General features: G+C 42.4%; 14 protein-coding genes. 10 read left to right on the top strand and 4 right to left on the bottom strand.

The window, feature by feature from the left end:
* Positions 1 to 7: 7 nt before the first annotated feature.
* Positions 8 to 1,765, bottom strand: coding sequence for a DUF4209 domain-containing protein (locus tag KPY62_RS03900; RefSeq protein ID WP_216580905.1), 1,758 nt, complete (start codon positions 1,763 to 1,765; stop codon positions 8 to 10).
* Positions 1,766 to 2,069: 304 nt separating this feature from the next.
* The gene (locus KPY62_RS03895; RefSeq protein ID WP_216580904.1) at positions 2,070 to 3,290 is read right to left on the bottom strand and encodes an RtcB family protein; all 1,221 of its coding nucleotides are present in this window, start codon (positions 3,288 to 3,290) and stop codon (positions 2,070 to 2,072) included.
* Positions 3,291 to 3,574: 284 nt separating this feature from the next.
* Here KPY62_RS03895 and rtcR point away from each other — a divergent pair, with 284 nt between their 5' ends.
* Together rtcR and KPY62_RS03885 are read left to right on the top strand one after the other, a co-directional pair.
* A complete protein-coding gene (rtcR, locus tag KPY62_RS03890) occupies positions 3,575 to 5,254 on the top strand; it encodes an RNA repair transcriptional activator RtcR (RefSeq protein WP_216580903.1) in 1,680 nt (559 codons plus the stop codon).
* A 52-nt stretch (positions 5,255 to 5,306) separates the two neighbouring features.
* Positions 5,307 to 6,371 carry a WG repeat-containing protein gene (locus KPY62_RS03885; RefSeq protein WP_216580902.1) on the top strand — a complete coding sequence of 355 codons (1,065 nt, stop codon included), beginning with the start codon at positions 5,307 to 5,309 and terminating at the stop codon, positions 6,369 to 6,371.
* Positions 6,372 to 6,646: 275 nt separating this feature from the next.
* Here KPY62_RS03885 and KPY62_RS03880 read toward each other — a convergent pair whose 3' ends face one another.
* Positions 6,647 to 7,474, bottom strand: a complete 828-nt coding sequence (locus KPY62_RS03880; RefSeq protein ID WP_216580901.1) for an IclR family transcriptional regulator — start codon at positions 7,472 to 7,474, stop codon at positions 6,647 to 6,649.
* A 222-nt stretch (positions 7,475 to 7,696) separates the two neighbouring features.
* On the opposite strand from KPY62_RS03880, the gene KPY62_RS03875 reads away from it, so the two are divergent.
* The 5 genes from KPY62_RS03875 (at position 7,697) to KPY62_RS03855 (ending at position 14,243) form a co-directional block, all read left to right on the top strand.
* Positions 7,697 to 8,899, top strand: a complete 1,203-nt coding sequence (locus tag KPY62_RS03875; RefSeq protein WP_216580900.1) for an acyl-CoA dehydrogenase — start codon at positions 7,697 to 7,699, stop codon at positions 8,897 to 8,899.
* Between the two features lie 173 nt (positions 8,900 to 9,072).
* Positions 9,073 to 10,284 carry a CaiB/BaiF CoA transferase family protein gene (locus KPY62_RS03870; RefSeq protein ID WP_216580899.1) on the top strand — a complete coding sequence of 404 codons (1,212 nt, stop codon included), beginning with the start codon at positions 9,073 to 9,075 and terminating at the stop codon, positions 10,282 to 10,284.
* Between the two features lie 354 nt (positions 10,285 to 10,638).
* Positions 10,639 to 12,066, top strand: a complete 1,428-nt coding sequence (locus KPY62_RS03865) for an aminobutyraldehyde dehydrogenase (RefSeq protein ID WP_216580898.1) — start codon at positions 10,639 to 10,641, stop codon at positions 12,064 to 12,066.
* Positions 12,067 to 12,110: 44 nt separating this feature from the next.
* Positions 12,111 to 12,911, top strand: a complete 801-nt coding sequence (locus KPY62_RS03860) for a nuclear transport factor 2 family protein (protein WP_216580897.1) — start codon at positions 12,111 to 12,113, stop codon at positions 12,909 to 12,911.
* Positions 12,912 to 13,211: 300 nt separating this feature from the next.
* Positions 13,212 to 14,243, top strand: coding sequence for a histone deacetylase family protein (locus KPY62_RS03855; RefSeq protein WP_216580896.1), 1,032 nt, complete (start codon positions 13,212 to 13,214; stop codon positions 14,241 to 14,243).
* A gap of 33 nt (positions 14,244 to 14,276) precedes the next feature.
* Here the strand turns inward: KPY62_RS03855 and KPY62_RS03850 are convergent, their stop codons facing one another.
* A complete protein-coding gene (locus KPY62_RS03850; RefSeq protein WP_216580895.1) occupies positions 14,277 to 15,047 on the bottom strand; it encodes an IclR family transcriptional regulator in 771 nt (256 codons plus the stop codon).
* Between the two features lie 262 nt (positions 15,048 to 15,309).
* Here KPY62_RS03850 and KPY62_RS03845 point away from each other — a divergent pair, with 262 nt between their 5' ends.
* From KPY62_RS03845 to KPY62_RS03835, 3 genes are all read left to right on the top strand, one after another.
* Positions 15,310 to 16,788: an NAD-dependent succinate-semialdehyde dehydrogenase gene (locus KPY62_RS03845; protein ID WP_216580894.1), complete on the top strand. Its 1,479-nt coding sequence runs from the start codon at positions 15,310 to 15,312 to the stop codon at positions 16,786 to 16,788.
* A 136-nt stretch (positions 16,789 to 16,924) separates the two neighbouring features.
* Complete coding sequence (gabT, locus tag KPY62_RS03840; RefSeq protein ID WP_216580893.1) at positions 16,925 to 18,196, top strand: 4-aminobutyrate--2-oxoglutarate transaminase; 1,272 nt, start codon at positions 16,925 to 16,927, stop codon at positions 18,194 to 18,196.
* Between the two features lie 317 nt (positions 18,197 to 18,513).
* Positions 18,514 to 19,956, top strand: a complete 1,443-nt coding sequence (locus tag KPY62_RS03835) for an APC family permease (RefSeq protein WP_216580892.1) — start codon at positions 18,514 to 18,516, stop codon at positions 19,954 to 19,956.
* The last annotated feature ends 96 nt before the right edge of the window (positions 19,957 to 20,052 follow it).

Raw genomic sequence — 20,052 nt, 5'->3', positions numbered from 1 at the left:
CCTTTTACTAAATTTGATGTGCTACATTGTTTTCAAATGATTTTATAATCATTCGTAAGATTAGGAACCAAGCGTAAATACTTCCTGATGTAACTGCATGTGCGTCATCTAGTAATCCATGAGCAATATTATTGCGTAAATTAAACCCCTTAGAATCTGTAAATAGAGTCTTAATTTCAAAACATAGATTTTCACCTAGCAAGTTAATTAGCTCTGGAGAATTCATTAATGTACTTAAACCATTTTCAGATTCAATATTATTTGATGGGTCAATGTAGGACGTTTTGACACCTGAATCTTTTAGAATCATTCTAATCATATGTTCAAACTGAGGGCATAGTACATGCGTTGAAGTATAGTAATCTTTCTGAAACCCTGCATATAAGGCATGACCCATTAACTTCTGACGATTAAGTGGAACAATAGGAGCTTGCTCACATAGGTTTTCTAGGTAATCACGTGTAAATACATGTTCTGAATTAATTTGAGCCAGTGCGGGTAAAACTTGACTTTCTATAGTCAAGTTGATTCTAGTCATTAATAACTTAATAGCATGGTCGTTTTTGCACTCTTCTATACTGTTAGGGTCATTTATATCAATGCCTTTATTTATTGCTATGGTACGACCATCAACGGGTGAAACTGCTCTACTACCTCCAAGAAAATCTATTACACTAGGGTGGTACTGTTCTCTCATCCCCCGATAGTCTGGTTCATGAACTATATTTATAAACCTTTTCAAGGCTTCTGATAAATTAGTAGTACCAGTGACATGACTAATTGCTTGTTCAGTAAGTTCAGAAACATCAATTGCAGTTTCGGTCATTTGCATAGAGTTTAGTCCAGACAGGTTTGCATCATTAATTTTTTGTCTTATTCTTTTAATGCTTACTTCAGTTTTTAAGTTTTCACGAAATGGTTGTTCTACACCCTGAAAAGCATTAAGGGCTTTTTTATAAAAATCACAAGCTGCTAGACCACTATCTAGCATTCTATTATCAGCATGTACTTCAAGATAAAGCCCTTTTTTATTGTTAGCTTCGGACTTACTTTGTTTTTTCTTAGACTTATGATATGAATCAATCACAAAATCTAAATAATCGATAGCTTGTGTCATTTTCACGTGAGACTCAGTTTTTTTAGACTCCGCTATTTGCTGCATCTTTTTAGCAAGTATATATTCTTCATTCTTATTCAAACCTGAATCGAGAATAACTCTAGCAATACCAAGTTTGAAGTATCTTTCATCGGCACTGTTATCTATTTCTAAGAGTAAATAAGTATAAAGCTCATTAATTTTAACCTTTTGATTTGTTCCTAGAGCAAGTATTGTTGCTCTTCTAAAGCAGGCTAAAATATCTTGGCTAGCAAAATTTTGACTTAAATCCATAGATGTTGCCGAATCAATAACCTGATGGACGTATGTAATATTTCTATGCTCATGGTATAACCAAAGTACATCAGCAACTCTATTTTTCAGCAGTGGTTCATGAATATCGTCTATTATATCTGTAAGCCATTCTACTTTATCTGCTACGATATTTTGAATGTCTCCATAAGGAGATACTTTATTATTTGCATCAAAATCTAAATGACAAAGCTGTGCTAATAGGTTGAATATTTTTACTTGGCTTTCTTCATTATTATTTGTAGATTCTTTAGCTAAAGCTAAAAGGTGTTTAGTTAGTGAATAATATCCGTAGTATTCACCTTCCGCTATTTCATAGTTCCAATTTTCTTTTTTTAACTTTTCTTGAATATTCATCAAAATTAATCCTTTATTATAAAAGTAGTATTTCAGAGGGATAAATTAAGCTTCTCATTATAATTTTTAATTACAGGGTTAGCCAAGAATAGCCTGACTCTTGTGAAGTTGGGTTAAAAACCCAGCCTACAACCGATACATTATGCTCGATTTTGCCGAGGGAAGAGGCGCGAACATAACTCTTGAAGAAAGAAAAATTATGAAAAGCATATTTACCAGCGTTTAAAGAACTCCAATGTTGAGGCTATGCTTTCTCAGCTTTTGCTTTTTTCAGCTAAGCACATAGCCTCTAATAATCTTACGCCTAGCCTTTAACACAAACCACCTGACGAAGCGTATGTACCACTTCTACCAAATCACGTTGAGCGTGCATCACATCATCGATGTTCTTATACGCCGCTGGGATTTCATCAATTACTGAGGCATCTTTACGGCATTCAACGCCTTCAGTTTGCGCGATTTGATCCGCTACCGTGAATTGCTTTTTCGCTTGGGTGCGTGACATAACCCGACCGGCACCGTGTGAGCAAGAGCAGAACGATTCCTCATTACCTTTACCGCGTACGATAAAGGATTTGGCGCCCATTGAGCCGGGAATGATACCGTACTCACCAATGCGGGCACGAACTGCGCCTTTACGAGTGACAAAAACCGATTCGCCGTAATGCTCTTCTTTTTCTACATAATTATGGTGACAGTTCACCGCTTTTACCGCTGCATCAAAAGGCTTAGTAATGATTTGACGGAGTGCTTTGATAGCATTTTCCATCATAATCTCTCGGTTCTTAAAAGCAAAGCGCTGCGCCCAACCCACGGCAAACCAGTAATCATCAAAGTGCTCTGTGCCCTCGCTAAAGTAGGCCAAGTCTTTATCCGGCAAATTGATAAACCACTTACGCATATCCTCACGCGCCAACTCGATAAAGTAGCGACCAATAGCGTTACCTACGCCACGTGAGCCTGAGTGCAGCATAATCCACACCTGATTAGTCTCATCCAAGCATACTTCTACAAAGTGGTTACCCGTACCTAGGGTTCCCAAATGCTTAAGATTATTAGTGTTCTTTAGCCGTGGGTGCTTTTGGCATAGATAGTTGAAGTCATCAGCTAGCGTTCTCCAACCCTTCAATACCGTATCGTCAGGATTGGTCCAAGAGCCTGTATCACGTCGACCTCTTGGCGTGCGTCCATGTGGAATAGCCTTTTCCAATTCTGTACGTAGAGCGTACAAGTTATCGGGCAAATCATTTGCCGTCAGGGTAGTTTGCACCGCCATCATGCCACAACCGATATCGACACCAACGGCTGCTGGGATAATGGCTTCTTTGGTCGGAATTACACTACCGATAGTGGCACCCATACCCAAATGCACATCTGGCATTACCGCCATCCATTTATAAATAAATGGCATTTTTGAGGTGTTAATTAGCTGCTGGCGAGCTTGCTCTTCGACAGGCACACCTTGCGTCCATAGACGAATCGGTGCTCCACCTTCTTGTATTACATTATGGTTAGATGGTTGCATGAGTTTGCTCCTTAGCTTTTAAAATAAATTTATGAATGAATAGTCTTACTTTATATAATGCTAAAGCTGTGCCAAGTTTTATATATTTTCTATATTAATTTATAAGTTATTGATATATATAATATATTATCATCGTAGGCTGGGTCTTTAACCCAGTATTTATACTTTGCAAAGCTCTAACGCTGAGCTAAAAGCCCAGCCTACGCAAACTATCGTGAGTTAGCTACGAACTAGAACATCAATTAAAACAATTGAATAAAAATTAAAACTCGGAACAAAAAACTATGTCTAACAAAACCGCCGTCATCGGCCTCCTCGGAACCACGCTAGACAATGGCTTTAACGACAAACGTTGGCAGCGTTGGCGACCGACGGTCAGCTTAGCTCTGCATGATGATTTGCTCGTTGATGAGTTGCATATTTTATATAGCACCCGTGATAATCGACTATTTAAGATAGTTGTCGATGACGTGGCAAGAGTCAGCCCGCAAACGCAAGTTATTGGCCATCATGTGACGCTATCAAGCCCTTGGGATTTTGCTGATGTTTATGCTGAGCTTTATGACTTTGTAGCGGGCTTTGATTTCAATGCGCAGACTGATTATCTGCTGCATCTAACCACGGGAACTCACGTGGCACAGATTTGTTGGTTCCTGCTAGTAGAAGCAGGATTTATCCCCGCTAATTTTATCCAAACCTCGCCTTGCCCTAGACCTGATCTAGCTGATCCGCAAGGTCGCTATCAGATTATTGATTTGGATGTTTCGCGCTATGATAGTTTACGCGCCCGCTTTGAGGCTGAAAAAGCGCAACATTGGCAGACCCTACAAGCCAATCTAGTTACCCAAAATGCCGCTTATCAGCAACTGATTTCTAATATCGAAAAGGTGGCGACTCGTTCCACCGCACCGATACTATTAATGGGGGCCACAGGGGCAGGTAAGTCGCAGCTGGCGAGCCAAATCTATGCGATCAAAAAAGCCAAGTCCGATAACGCTACTCAAAGTAAATATGCCCTTGATAACTTCGTTGAAGTTAACTGTGCCACTTTGCGCGGTGATACCGCAATGAGTGTGTTATTCGGTCATGTCAAGGGAGCCTTCACTGGTGCAGCAGCAAACCGAGAAGGGTTGCTTAAGTCAGCGGATGGGGGCTTATTATTCTTAGATGAGATTGGCGAGTTGGGCTTAGATGAGCAGGCAATGCTGTTAACGGCCTTAGAGGAGCAGCGCTTTTATCCACTCGGTAGCGATACATCGATTGAGGTTTCATTTCAGCTGATGGCAGGGACGAACAAGGACTTACGCCAAGAGGTTACTAACGGAGAGTTCCGAGCAGATTTATTTGCACGGCTTAATACTTGGACGTTTTTTTTACCGTCACTCAAAGATAGATTAGAAGATTTGCCTGCCAATATTGATTATGAGCTGGCACGTTTAGGTAGCGAGCAGCAGCAGCAATATCGCTTTGAGCCGAGTGCACGGCAAAGGTATGAAGACTTTGCAATGAGCAGTGAGGCCACATGGCAAGGCAATTTTCGTGATTTAACCGCTAGTATGATTCGCTTAACCACGCTGGCTGATAGTAAAGTTATTAGAGTAGTCGATGTGCAAGCTGAGATTGAGCGCTTAACTGAGCTGTGGTCATCATCGGCAGTCATACAATCTAAAAATAGCCTAAGTAATACTAAGTCTGGAAGTAGATTCGCTAGTGATGTAATAGAACAAAATAGCGATAAAGTTTTAGCCCAATACCTTGATGAAGAAACGCTTGCTACGATTGATCCCTTTGAGGCGATACAGTTGGCCTATGTGATCGAGGTTTGTATTAGCCACAAAAATCAAGCAACAGCAGGGCGTTATCTTTATGCTAATTCGCGAAATAAGCTAAAAAGTCCTAATGATAGTGACCGTTTGCGCAAATATTTAATGAAGTTTGGATTAAAGTTTGATGAGTTGGGTTAAGATTCTATAGCTTTTTTGCTGATGTAATACTGAAATAAAAAGGAATTTAGGCATGTTAGGTATGAAAGGTATCAAGTTATTAATGCTATTAGCGCTGAGTTATAGCCATTTTTCTTATGCTAGTATGGATATTGAGTATTGTAAATATCCACCCTTTGAGTCCAATCGATATACTATCAAACTTTGTATGCAAGACGGTATGTCCGTCGTTGAACGTGTTCCATATTGGGGAGCAGTAGATATAAATGGTGTTGAAGTTATTCCAACTCAATACGATTTGATTGATTCGTTTTCAGAGGGTTTAGCAATCGTACATGACTTTGAGACTGGAAAAAAAGCTTATATTAATAACAAGGGTGAATTTATCACTGATTATATATTTGATAATGCAACCGATTTTTCTGAAGGCTTAGGAGCTGTATATAAAGGGGATCAGCAAGTATTATTTGCTCCTAGCAGCGGAGTCTCTGGTTTTATTAATGCTCAAGGTAAACTACAAATTCCTATGGTGTACCAATTTGCGTTTAGTTTTAAACAAGGATTTGCACCAGTCATACGTGATGGCAAACAGGGTATGATTGACAAAAATAATAATATTCATATACCTTTTATTTATGAAAGTTTAGGGCATTATGACAGCGGTAGAGTAGCTGCAGAAATTAATGGTAAATCTGGTTATTTGGATTTAGCAGGCAAAGTTGCTATACCATTTATTTACGATCAAGCTAATGACTTTCAAGATGGTGTAGCTATCGTAAAACACCACAATAAATACGCCTTAATTGATACTGCTGGTAAGCCGATTACAGACTTTATTTATGACGAGATAGAAAAGTTTTTTGAAGGTGTTGCTAGGGTAGAGGTTGATGGTAAATACGGTTTTATTAATGCAGTAGGCAAGCTGATTATTCCGATTGAATATGAAGGCGCAAGTATCTCTTTTGAAGGCATGATGGCCGTTGAGAAAGATGATAAATGGGGTAGCATTGATCAGGATGGAAAATTGGTTATTCCTTATCAGTATGATAGCTCTTTTAAGTTTTATTCTGGAAAAGCCTCCGTTAATATCGATAATGACTATTTTTATATAGACCGTGCCGATAATCGGTTGAACTAATAAGTTTGAATTCTCTATAAAAAAGAAACTAAGACGTTATCTATCTTACCCGAGCTATGGTTACAAAATTACTTGTAATGCTATTTATCAAAAATAGCAAAAACTTATAAACCGTAATTATATTCTCAACTTAACCCTACCCAAAGCGCAGCCAATTTATGAACAACTCTGCTAATTTTACCCCGAATGATGACGACGTATTTGGTCGTATTGCCAACCGCTATGATAGCCTGTGTGACTTATTTAGTGTCCTCTATAAATAATTAAAACCAGTATTAAGCTCCAGCGCCAATCTGCTCAGCCAGCGCTTGTAGTTTAGGTACAATTATTGCCGCATATTGCTCTGCATTCCAGTTTGATCTAGGCACACTAGCGTTCAATGAATAGCCATAATGTCCTGTGGTCACATCAAAAACCCCAACCGCTACCGCTGAAATATCTGCTGAATATTCACCGTCAGAGAGAGTGTAGCCGTGGCTTTGGTAATATTGCGCTGAGTCTAGTAAAGTCGGTGTTGCATCAAGATAGTCCGCTGCACTAAGTCGATCTTGCAAATTACTATCAATAATCTTCTGTCTAGTAGGCGAGCTTACCGCATAAAAAGCTCTACCAATGGCGGTATCTGCAATAGGTACCGCCGAGCCCACTTGTAAGTTTACCGAGAGCCGAGCTGGGCTACGACAACAAGCCAAATAGCGCATCTCTCCTTCGATCTCTGTCGCTAAATTTACGGATACTTCATGGTCTAGCGCAAACTGACGTAACAGCGGTTGCGCAAAGGCTACTAAGTCATGCTGGCTCCAAGCCGTAGCACTCAAACGAATGGCGCTACTGCCTAGCTGATATTGTCCCTGTATGGTCGTACGCAAGAATCCAAGGGTAGTCAAAGTATAGATGAGCCGTGTCACGGTAGCTTTGGGTAGCTGCGTCATCTGACATAACTGCTGATGGCTGAGCTGTTCATACTGCTCAAACGCTGCTAATAGCGTCAATCCACGTCCAAGCGCTGTGACGAACTGTCGATCATCAACAGCTTTACTTTGTATAAGCTGGTTAGTCATCCGCTCTAATAAAGCGGTAGGCGCAGTAGTGTTTTTTATCATTTTATAGCCATAGTTATCAATAAGGGTTTACAGCAGTCTATAATTCTGCTTAAATGGTTTCATAATATGAAACTAAGTTTCGCACAGTGGAACTGATAAATCAAGTCACTTATTCTTGATATTTTTAGCTTAAGATTTTAGGCCTACTAGTTACAATCTCAAAGCGGACAGTTGCACACTAAAACTCTTACACCAGCACATCGAGCAAACCAGGAGCATGACATGACAGAACCTACTAGCCTACGTACCAATAGCAGTCCAAGTTTTGATTGGGAAGATCCTTTTTTATTGCGTGATCAGCTCACTGAAGAAGAGCGCATGGTTACTGATACAGCGCATCAATTCTTTCAAAAAGAGCTGATGCCTAATATCGTTACAGCCAACCGTAATGAGCATTTTGATCGCAATATTATGCGTCAAATGGGTGAAATGGGTCTGCTAGGCGTGACTATTGAAGGTTACGACTGTGCTGGTCTATCTAGTGTCGCTTACGGTCTGCTGGCCAAAGAAATCGAAGCGGTCGATTCAGGCTATCGCTCAGCGATGAGTGTGCAGTCAAGTCTAGTGATGCATCCTATCCATGAATACGGTACTGAGGAACAAAGAGAAAGGTTCTTACCTAAACTGGCCTCTGGTGAGTACGTAGGCTGTTTCGGTTTAACAGAACCAGACTCCGGCTCAGATCCTGCTTCTATGTCGACGCGCGCGCGCAAAGTCGCCGGCGGTTATGAGATGACTGGTAGCAAGATGTGGATTACCAACAGCCCTATCGCTGATGTTTTTGTCGTCTGGGCTAAGGATGACGAAGGTATCATTCGTGGCTTCATATTAGAAAAAGGGATGAAAGGCTTATCGGCACCCAAAATTGAAGGTAAGTTCTCGCTACGTGCTTCGGTTACTGGTGAAATTGTGATGGACAAAGTATTCGTCCCTGAAGCTAATGCCTTTCCAGATATACGGGGCCTCAAAGGTCCTTTTGGTTGCTTAAATAAAGCTCGTTATGGTATCGCTTGGGGCTCGATGGGGGCAGCTGAATTCTGTTGGAAAGCCTCACGTCAATACACCTTAGATCGCAAGCAGTTCGGTCGTCCGCTAGCAGCGACTCAGCTGATACAACTTAAGCTTGCCAATATGCAAACCGAGATTACCCTTGGACTGCAAGCGGCGCTACGAGTCGGTCGCTTGATGGATGAGCATAACGCGGCGCCGGAGATGATATCGCTTATTAAGCGCAATAACTGTGGTAAAGCGCTGGAGATTGCGCGAGTCGCTCGTGATATGCATGGGGGTAACGGTATCTCTGATGAGTACCATATTATCCGTCACGTTATGAACTTAGAGGCCGTCAATACTTATGAGGGAACGCATGACATTCATGCCCTTATCTTAGGTCGCGCGCAGACAGGTATTCAAGCATTCTACTAAGATACTTTAGCTCGTTGTAATAATAAGCGTACGCTACTGTTCAGCTCTTAATATGGCGTTCAGTAACGTACGCTTTTTTATTGGCTATTCATTGTTAAAGATAGCATCCAATCAAACATAATAAATGCCTTGAAAGAAGTGCGCAAAGATTTATTAAGACATAGGAGGTTTTTATGACTACAGATACTAACAATAGTGCAAAAGGTGCTTTGCACGGTATAAAAGTTTTAGATTTATCCAGAGTATTAGCAGGGCCATCCTGCACTCAAGTTTTGGCAGATTTAGGGGCAGAAGTAATAAAAGTTGAGCGACCAGGTATTGGTGATGAAACTCGGCACTGGGCACCACCAGCCTTTAGTGATGACACTTCAGCTTATTATGCCACTATCAATCGTAATAAAAAATCACTCACCGTCGACATTACGACCCCAGCTGGGCAGGCTATTATTAAGCAGCTTATTGCTGATAGTGACATTTTAGTAGAGAACTTCAAAGTTGGCGGTCTAAAGAAATATGGTCTAGATTACGCCAGTCTAAAACCGTCAAACCCACGCTTAATCTACGCCTCCTTGACGGGCTTTGGTCAGACTGGCCCTGATGCTAAGCTGCCAGGTTATGACTATATTATCCAAGGTCTATCAGGGTTGATGAGTATCACTGGACCGAGCGCTGGCGAGCCGCATAAAGTAGGGGTAGCCGTTATTGATTTGTTCGCAGGATTGCAGCTGACTATTGGTATTCAAGCCGCTCTGATAGCACGGCAACATAGCGGACGCGGACAGCATGTCGATGTAGCGTTGTTGGATAGCGCCTTGGCGATGCTGGCCAATGTCGGCATGAATCACCTAGCTTCAGGTAAAGTACCCCCAAGACTAGGCAACCAGCATCCTAATATCGTCCCTTATCAAGTGTTCGAAGCTGAGGCCGAGCAACATTTTATCCTAGCTTGTGGTAATGACAGCCAATTCGCTAAGCTCTGTACCGTGTTGGATGTTGATTGGTATCAAGACCCTCGCTTTACCACTAATCCTGCCCGTGTTGAAAACCGTGAAATCCTGTCCGAATGGCTAAGCGAAAAGTTTGCTCAGCAGTCGCGTACGCATTGGTTACAGGTATTGTCGCAAACAGGCGTACCTTGCGGTGCTATTCACAATGTCGCTGAGGCTTTAGCGATGCCGCAAGCGGTAGCACGCGAGATGATTGTAGATTTTGCGGCACAAGGTAGTCCAGTTAAAGCTTTGGGCAATCCTATCAAACTCTCGGAGTCGCCAGTCAGTTATCGCTCGCCGCCACCACGTTTGAGTGAGCATACCGATAGCACACTTGCATCACTTGGCTATAACAGCGAGATGATAGCTAAGCTTAAAGCTGATGGTATTGTTTAATTGTATTTTCAATAAATAATATTTTAATAGTGAATTGAAATTATTGGAAGATTTACGAATTTAGAGAGGTTTAATGGCTCTACTTACTGATATAGAACTTTAAATTTCCTAAAAAAATCTTACAAATATATGTTTACTAATTTCCTTATTGGTCAGTCAAGATAGAACGCTGCTTTTCTTTTAGTTATGGCAATAAAATAGATACATAAAATGAACTTATAAGTTAAATTTATATATGTAATTTTGGGTTAAATTACTGATTTTAAATATTTTTTTATATTTTGATAAAAGTTTGCATAGGTTTGAGAATAGTGATAGCTTTGAGGTATCAACCATGACACTTAGGAGTACATCATGAGTCAACGCCAGAATTTTGTTAACAATAAATATATTAATTCTCATAGTTCATCAACTTTTGATTTAGTTGATCCCTCGACTGGTGAGATCATTGGTCAGTCACCAAACTCTAACGAACAGGACGTCGAAGAGGCGTACGCAGCGGCCGAAGCTGCCACAGCAACATGGGGACGCACCACTCCTGCGCAGCGACATGCAGCGATGCTCAAGATTGCTAATGCTATGGAGTCACGTCGTGATGATTTGATAGAAGCTCAGGCTCGCAATACGGGTCAGCCGAAGTACTTAATTGCTTCAGAGGAGATGGATGTTGGTATCGACCAACTACGATTTTTTGCGGGTGCAGCACGCATGCTGAGCGGCGTTCCATCTGGTGAGTACTTGGAAGGCTTCAGTTCATCACTTCGTCGCGAACCGATCGGTGTTGTTGGGCAGATTACTCCTTGGAACTACCCATTCATGATGGCAGTGTGGAAGATCGGACCTGCGCTTGCAGCTGGCAATACGATTGTCCTAAAGCCGTCGGACACTACACCTGATTCTACGCTACTAATGGCGGAGATAGCAGCAGAGTTCCTACCTGAAGGTACGTTTAACGTGGTGTTGGGTAACGCCGAGACTGGTGCTTTTATATCAAGCTCAAAGGTACCTGGACTGGTGGCTATTACCGGTTCTGTAAAGGCGGGTATGGCGGTCGCTGCAGCTGCAGCGAAGAATCTGACTCAAGTACACTTGGAGCTAGGAGGCAAAGCGCCATGTGTGGTATTCGATGATGCTGATCTAGACGCAGCCGCCACAACTCTGGCTGAAACTGGCTTCTTCAACGGTGGTCAGGACTGTACGGCATCCACTCGAATACTGGTTCAAGAATCAGTCCATGACGACTTTCTTGCTAAGCTGGTTGAAGCGGCTAAGGCTACCACTTATGGAACGCCAGAGAAAGACGACATACTGTACGGACCGCTTAATAACATAAACCAACTTGAACGAATTGAAGGGATAATAGAGCGTTTACCTGCTCATGCTACCATTGCGACTGGAGGCAAGCGAGCTGATGACATGCCAGGATTTTTCTTTAAACCGACGGTAGTCGACGGTTTGCATCAGGACGATGAAGCCATTCAGAATGAAATTTTTGGCCCTGTTATTACTGTACAGACGTTTTCAACGGAAGAGGATGCGGTACGCATGTCCAACGACGTGGAATATGGCTTAGCGTCGTCAGTATGGACTAAGGATCACGCTAGAGCGTTGCGAGTATCGAGAGATTTAGATTTTGGCTGTGTTTGGATTAACTGTCATATTCCACTGGTTGCAGAGATGCCTCATGGTGGGTTCAAAAGCTCTGGCTACGGCAAGGATTTGTCTAGATTCGGTGTAGAAGAATACACCCGACTCAAGCACGTCATGAGTTCAATGGGATAATTTTTACTGCAATATAGGTCACTGTATTAAAGGAGAAACTTGATATGACTAACAAGGCTGATATTCGTAAGCTTGTAATTACTGCCGACCGAGAGTTGTTCACCGAACATGATTTGACCACGCTTGAACGTAATTTCTCATCTGATTACGTTGAGCATTCACCGCTCGTCGCAAATGGCATACAGGGATTAAAAGATCTTGTCACTGGCGCTCCTGATATGCGCCATGATGTGGTGCGTGTATTAGTAGATGAGGCGAACGGATTAGTTGCCTTACATGGCTCTTATCCAGGGCTAGATCCTGATGATCTTTATGTCGGCTTCGATATTTACCGCGTTGCCGATGGCAAGATTGTAGAGCATTGGGATGGACTCGTCACCGAGACTCCACCGAACGAGTCTGGTAATACTCAATTAGATGGGACAACTGAGGTCGATGCATCGGTCGATACTGAGGCCAATCGTAAACTTGCAAAAGAGATATGGCATACTTTCCTGCACTCTCAGGACTATCATTCCATGCATAAATTCACCCGTTCAGAGGGCACTTTTTCACAGCATGCTGGTGACATTGCTGATGGCGTCACAAACATGGTAGAGTTCTTGGAGAAGCTAAAACAGGATGGTAGTGCGTTGACCTATGATACGCTGCATCGCACTGTCGCTGATGGAAATTTCGTCTTGACGCACTCTGAAGGTTCAATCGCTGGTGAGCGGCACTCATTCTGTGAGCTATGGCGCTTTGAAGATGGTCATGCTGTTGAGCTGTGGGATGCGATTGCACCAGTGTCATCAGATGATAAGCTTGCGCATCGCCATGGTGCGTTCACGTCGACGAAGTCCTAAAAAATAGTGTGTACTTGTTCGAGGCTGAAAGAATGATGAGAGCAATCATCTTTTTTCAGCCTTTCTTGTTGTCGTATTTGTGACATATTCAGCTTTTTAACTCATAGAGTTTTATAGTAACAATGTCATCTAGACTCTAGCTTTACATGACAGAAGCGTGTGAAATGATAATTAAGCTTAAAGTCAATGGGATTATTTAAAGGAATAATTGGTTCATAAGTGGCGTCCGCTCACTTTACAAAGGGTGAATCTAATACTGAGAGCATTATAAAATTTACCGCAAGCAACGGAGTGTATAGCATGAAAATATATAGTCACGACAACCTAAGCTTGCATAGACCGCTACCTTATTTCTCTTACGGAAAAATGCACGAGCCGTTAGAGGTACCGGAGCGTATGACTGAGCTACTAAAAGCACCAGCTGCGTTAGGATTGACAGTGACGACGGCCAAAGATATAGATATGGCACCGATTCTAGCGGTCCATGACTCAGGTTATGTTGACTTCTTGCAGCATGGCTATGAGGAATGGATGGAGGTAGATGAGGACTTGGGCGCACAAGTGCAAACCGGTATCTATGTGCCGTATGATAATCCTGGACTTGGCATAATGGCGAAAGCGGCCAAATATCAGGCGGATGATAGTGCGCCCATTAGTGAGCACTCATGGACTTCGATCTATTGGTCTGCGCAAACCGCGCTCAATGCAGCTGAAGCCTTATTAAACGATAAGAGCGCTCAAAGCAATACGCAATTATGTTTTTCGCGGCCGCCTGGTCATCATGCACGCAAGAGTGCAGCAGGAGGCTTTTGTTATCTAAACAATGCGGCCATCATCGCTGAACACTTACGTCAAAAATACCAGAAAATAGCCATTATAGATACGGATATGCATCATGGTCAGGGTATCCAAGAGATATTCTATGAGCGCAAAGACGTACTGTACACCTCAGTGCATGGCAGTCCCATTAATTTTTATCCTGCCGTTACCGGACATGAATTTGAGACAGGAGCAGGCGAGGGCGAGGGCTACAACATTAACTTCCCAATGCCCCATGGTACTAGTGAAGCTTGGTTCTTTGATTATGTTGATAAATCAATCGAGACGGTTAAACAGTTTGAGCCTGACGTTGTTATTCATGTTTTAGGCTTTGACGTCTATGAAGAGGATCCAGAAGCAAAATGCCAAGTCAGTACACAAGGCTTTAAGACTTTAGCCCAAAAGCTAAAAGCGCTAAATAAACCTTTAATCGTCTTAGTCGAGGGCGGCTACTACCTACCAAAGCTTAATGATAACTTACAGGCTTTTTTGTCAGGATTAGTTGAACACTAAAATTATGATAATCAACCAATATAATATGGTTATCTATGCTGAGTGCGCAGCGTTAAAGCCCAAACGCTGCTCTATCTGCTCAGCCAGTTCGATAAGTACTGCGCTGACCTCGCTACGATTGGCCTCATACTCAGCTTGCAAAAAACTAACCGCCATACCGGCAATAGCATGACCTGAAGCGTTACGAATATAAGTACCTAAGCAGTACATGCCCTCGCGTAGCTGCCCATCGTCAAGAGAGATACGGCTGCTGTGAATAGCGGTCATCTCACAAGAAAAATCTATGAAGTTGCTTACACCACTTGGGGTTATCGGTTCAGGAAAGACGCCCTCGTACAAGGATTCTACTGTTTGTGATGATAAGGTTGATAGCATGGCTTTGCCAGTCGCTGAAAAAACGGCTGGTACGCGAACACCGGCGCGAAAGGTAAAACCAAGTGCCGCGGGTGCTTCATGACAGGCTAAGAATACCACTTCTCCTAAGTCCAGCTTAGATAAAGTGACAGTATGTTGGAGCAAGACAGGGTACTGGACAATTAAGTCTTTAAATAATTGTATCACCCCTTGCTGCTGCTCATATTTACCGGCCCAATAAAGTAGATAAGACCCTAGATGAAAGCGGCTGTCGGTATCTTTATAAATGACATGCTTAACCAGCAAGCTTTGCAAAATATTATGGGTAGAGCTACGTGGAAGATCCAATTGCCGAGCGATATGCGCGGCCGTCAAGGGCTGGGCACTATCGGTAATCAAATCCAATATTTGAAAAGTCTTGTCCAAAGCGGGAACGGCAGTAGTGCTCATATATTTCCTATAGCTTAATAATAGCGATCAAAGTTGTGATAATAATATTAATAATAAAGGTTGCAAAGTATAGCCTATCGTTCCTATAATAAGTCTCATATATAGAACACGTGTTCAGCATACTGAACATTGTAAAGTGATTATGATAAATAAGCTACTGGTTATCCCTGGTTTATTAAATCATAACTTATTTTTTATAAAGGTTAATTAATAATAAAATTAATAAGCTTTACCTTTAGGCTTAACGACAAGGAGCGTCTCGGTGTCAAATACATCAGAAAATACAGCTTTTAATTTATCTAACCCAAGTTTACTTAAGCAACAATGCTTTATCAAAGATGGTTGGCATAAGTCTAGTAACGATGCCACTATTGAAGTCACCAATCCGTTCAGTGGTGATGTTATCGGTACTATTCCAAGTCTGACCGCACAGGACGTCAATGACGCTGTCGCTTACTCCCATGATGTACAAGTAATGTGGGCGGCTAAAACCGCACAAGAGCGCTCAGTGTTGCTACAGAAGTGGGCTGATCTCATCGATGAAAATAAAGAAGATCTAGCGATCATTATGACGGTTGAGCAAGGCAAACCTATAGGTGAGTCTCGTGGTGAGATCGGCTATGCCAACAGCTTTATTCGCTGGTTCGCTGAAGAAGGCAAACGGGTCTATGGCGATGTCATCCCCTCTAGCAAAGCAGAATTGCGCTATGTCATCTTAAAGCAGCCAGTTGGTGTTTGCGCGGCGATTACCCCTTGGAACTTCCCAGCAGCGATGATCACTCGCAAAGCGGCTCCTGCTCTTGCAGCGGGTTGTACGATGATTATCAAGCCCGCTACCGAAACCCCTTTTTCAGCGCTAGCCATGGTGGCTTTAGCTGAGCAAGCAGGCATTCCAGCCGGCGTTATCCAAGTGGTTACTGGCAAATCCTCAGTCATCGGTGAAATCCTAACCGGTGATGCTCGTATTCATAAGTTATCTTTTACTGGATCGACCGAAGTCGGTCGTATCTTGATGGCTCAGTGCGCGCCTACTATCAAAAAGCTCTCGTTAGAGCTTGGCGGTAATGCCCCGTTTATCGTCTTTGAGGATGCTAATCTAGAAAAAGCCGCTGATGGCCTGATTGCTTCTAAGTATCGTAATGCGGGTCAGACTTGTGTCTGTGCCAACCGAGTCTATGTGCAAGACACTATTAAAGATGAATTTTTAGCTATCTTTGTCAAAAAAGTTGCCGAGCTAAAAGTTGGTAATGGTCTGGACGAAGGGGTGACTGTAGGGCCTTTAATCAATGAAAAAGCGCTACAAAAAGTCCAAGCGTTACTCAAGGATGCTTTAGATAAAGGTGCAAAATTAGTTACGGGTGGCGATAAGAATCCAGCGTCGGAATTAAGCTTTAATCCGACCGTAATTACCGATATCAGCGCTGACATGGATATCGCTAGTGAAGAGATATTTGGTCCTATCGCTTCTATCTTTATTTTCTCCAGTGAAAAAGAAGTTATCGATGCCGCCAACGATACGATTTATGGTTTAGCCGCTTATTTTTATACTAGCGACTATGCTCGTGCGTGGCGTGTCACTGAAGGCTTAGAGTACGGTATGGTTGGTCATAATACTGGGATGATCTCTACTGAGGTCGCGCCGTTTGGTGGTGTTAAGCAGTCAGGATTTGGCCGTGAAGGTTCTAAATACGGCATTGAAGAGTACGTCGTGACTAAATATTGGTGTTCAGACATCAGCTAGTTTTATTCGCTCAGCTTAGCGGTTAGTTTTTTAGGCGGCTGAGCGCTAGGCATTACTTTAGATTTTAAAATGTATGAAATAAATAGCTATTAACTTTATAACTCTTATATTAAAAATACAGAAAAAGGACCTTCTTATGACTATTACCAAAGCAACCAATAAATCATTACTTGAGCGCCGCAAAGCAGTACTACCTACTGGACTTGGGGTGGCTTTTCCTATCTTTGCCGCTCATGCCAAAAACTCAGAAGTTTGGGATGTAGAAGGCAATCGTTATATCGACTTTGTTGGTGGAATATCGGTACTTAACACTGGCCATAGCCATCCTAAAATCACCCAGCGTGTTCATGAGCAGCTAGATAAATTTACTCATACCGCAGCACAGATGATCAACTATGAATGCTATGTCGAGCTTGCTGAAAAACTTTGTGAAAAAGCGCCGATTAGCGGTGATAAAAAAGCGTTATTCCTAACCACAGGCGCAGAGGCAGTTGAAAACTGTATTAAGATTGCTCGCGCCAAGACAGGTCGCCCTGGTATTATCTCTTTCGTCGGTGGTTGGCATGGTCGTACATTGATGTGCATGGGCTTGACCGGTAAAGTCATTCCGTACAAAAAAGACTTTGGCCCGATGCCGGGATCTATTTTTCATGCGTTGTTCCCAGCTGAGGAGCATAACGTCACTGAAGAACAAGCGCTACATAGTCTCGATATGATTTTTCAAGCTTCTATAGATCCTAGTGAAGTGGCAGCGATGATTATTGAGCCAGTACAAGGTGAGGGTGGCTTTCACCAAGTTACTCCTTCATTCGCTAAAGCACTACGTGCTATCTGCGATGAGCATGGCATTGTGTTGATTTTTGATGAAGTGCAGTGTGGTTTTGCTAGAACTGGTACTTTATTTGCCACTGAGCAATTAGGTGTTGAGCCTGATCTTATGACTTGTGCCAAAAGCTTAGCGGGTGGTTATCCGATCTCCGCTGTCATTGGTCGCAAGGATATTATGGATGCGCCGCAAACAGGTGGCCTAGGTGGTACTTATTCTGGTAACCCTTTAGCTTGTGTGGCGGCTTTAGCGGTTATGGAAGTGATTGAAGAGGAAAACTTACTGGCACGTAGTATTGAGATTGGCGACAAGATTGCCGCCTTCTTAACCGATATGCAACTGAGCAAAATTGGCCATATTCGTCATAAAGGCGCGATGCTAGCTTTTGAATTAATTGATAGCGAGGGTAACCCAGATGCTGCGGCAACTGCTGAGCTAAAAGTCAAATCTTTTGAGCACGGTTTGTTACTAGCGTCTTGTGGTATGCATGGTAATGCAATCCGCATCATGGTGCCGTTAACTGTTGAAGAAGAAGTTTTGCAAGAAGGCCTAGATATCATAAAAACGTTGTTAACGGCTTAGCCATTGTTGCGCAGTCAAGCCTGTTAAGTTAACTCTGCTAAGTTAAGTTTGTTAAGCAGCAGAGCAAGCAAGGTAACTTAACGCAAAATTTTAGCGCAGATAATAATCTAAGTTAAAAAACGGCGCCTTGCATGACAAGACGCCGTTGTTGTTTATAGCATTGCTATACCACTATTGTTTAGATAATTTAAAAAGATTGTAAATTATTTAATTGAGAATCGTTGTTAATTAACTAGACGCGATCGATAAAGTCTCAACTGGCTAAATAGCTACAGACTAAATCTATTAAGGATGACACCAAGACAAGGAGTGAGTTTATGTCTGGATTTAAAAAATCGCTGGGGATGTTCGATATTATTGCCTTAGCCTTTGGCGCTATGGTTGGTTGGGGCTGGGTAGTTCTAGCAGGGGGTTGGATTATCGCCGCTGGAACTTGGGGCGCGATGTTAGCGTTCTTATTAGGCGGTATGGCGGTGATCTTAATCGGCGTTACGTATGCTGAGTTGGCCGCATCTATGCCAGTTACTGGTGGTGAGCACACTTATACCCATCGAGCATTAGGGGTCAATGTGTCCTTTATTTGCTCTTGGAGTATTCTGTTCGGTTACTTCTCAGTAGTGGCCTTTGAGGCGGTTGCGCTACCGACAGTAGTAGAATATTTTATTCCCAACTATAACCAAGGCTATCTATGGACTATCGCTGGCTGGGATGTCTATGCCACTTGGGTCGCAGTAGGTATGCTCGGCTCAGTAATTGTCACTTGGTTAAATATACGCGGCATGGAAGTCAGTGCTTGGTTCCAAAAAACAGCAGTAGTAGGCATTCTGTTCGTAGGTATTTTACTATTTATTGGTGCCATATTATATAACCCTGCTAACTCAACGGCTGTACAAGCCCCTGCATTTATTGGTGGTGCTGCTGGGGTAATGGCGGTTATTGTCATGGTGCCATTTATGTTTGTGGGCTTTGATGTGATTCCACAAGCCGCTGAAGAGATTGATCTAACTCGACCTAATATTGGTAAGTTTTTGATTATCTCAATAGTTATCGCTGTGCTATGGTACGTTGCGGTTGCTTGGAGCGTCGGTACTACACTACCGCTGATACAAGCAGAAAACTCTACTTTGGCTACTGCAGATGCCATGACCAACGCTTGGAGTGGTAAATGGGCTGGGATTTTACTGGTGATTGGTGGGGTACTTGGTATTCTATCTAGTTGGAATGCCTTTTTAATTGGTGGTAGCCGCTTGCTTTATGCTATGTCAAAAGCACACATGCTGCCAGCATTTTTAGGTAAGCTACATCCAAAGTACAATACCCCAATGAATGCTATTTTATTGATAGGTGGCTTGGCTACGCTAGCACCCTTGTTCGGTCGTAAAATGCTAGTGTGGATCGTCGATGCAGGTGGCTTTGGTATTGTCATAGCTTATACTTGTGTCGCTATCTCCTTCTTAGTATTGCGCTACCGTGAACCTGATATGGTCCGTCCCTTTAGAATACCAGCGGGTAAGTTAGTAGGGGTAATCACTATTATTTTAGGTTTTTGTCTATTGGTCTTGTACATGCCAGGCATGCCCTCGGCGCTTATCGCCATTGAATGGTGGATATTCTTAGGCTGGACAGTACTGGGTATCGTTTTATATAGCTATGCAAGAATCAAGTATCCGGGTATTAGTGAAGCCATTATGAATGAGGAATTACGTGAATTAAAAATTGTTAATCAATTATGGCTAAAGGAAAATCCGCCTAAAAAATAAGCAGATTTAATCAACGGCTATCAAGAACTTAATACTAAAAAAGCCTAGCGTCAATTCGATACGCTAGGCTTTTTTTATGTTATCTGTCCTATCTTA

Source organism: Psychrobacter sp. TAE2020 (assembly GCF_018919485.1).
Lineage (GTDB): Bacteria > Pseudomonadota > Gammaproteobacteria > Pseudomonadales > Moraxellaceae > Psychrobacter.
The sequence above is the reverse complement of the archived record's forward strand: the minus strand, read 5'-3'. Positions and strand labels throughout refer to the sequence as shown.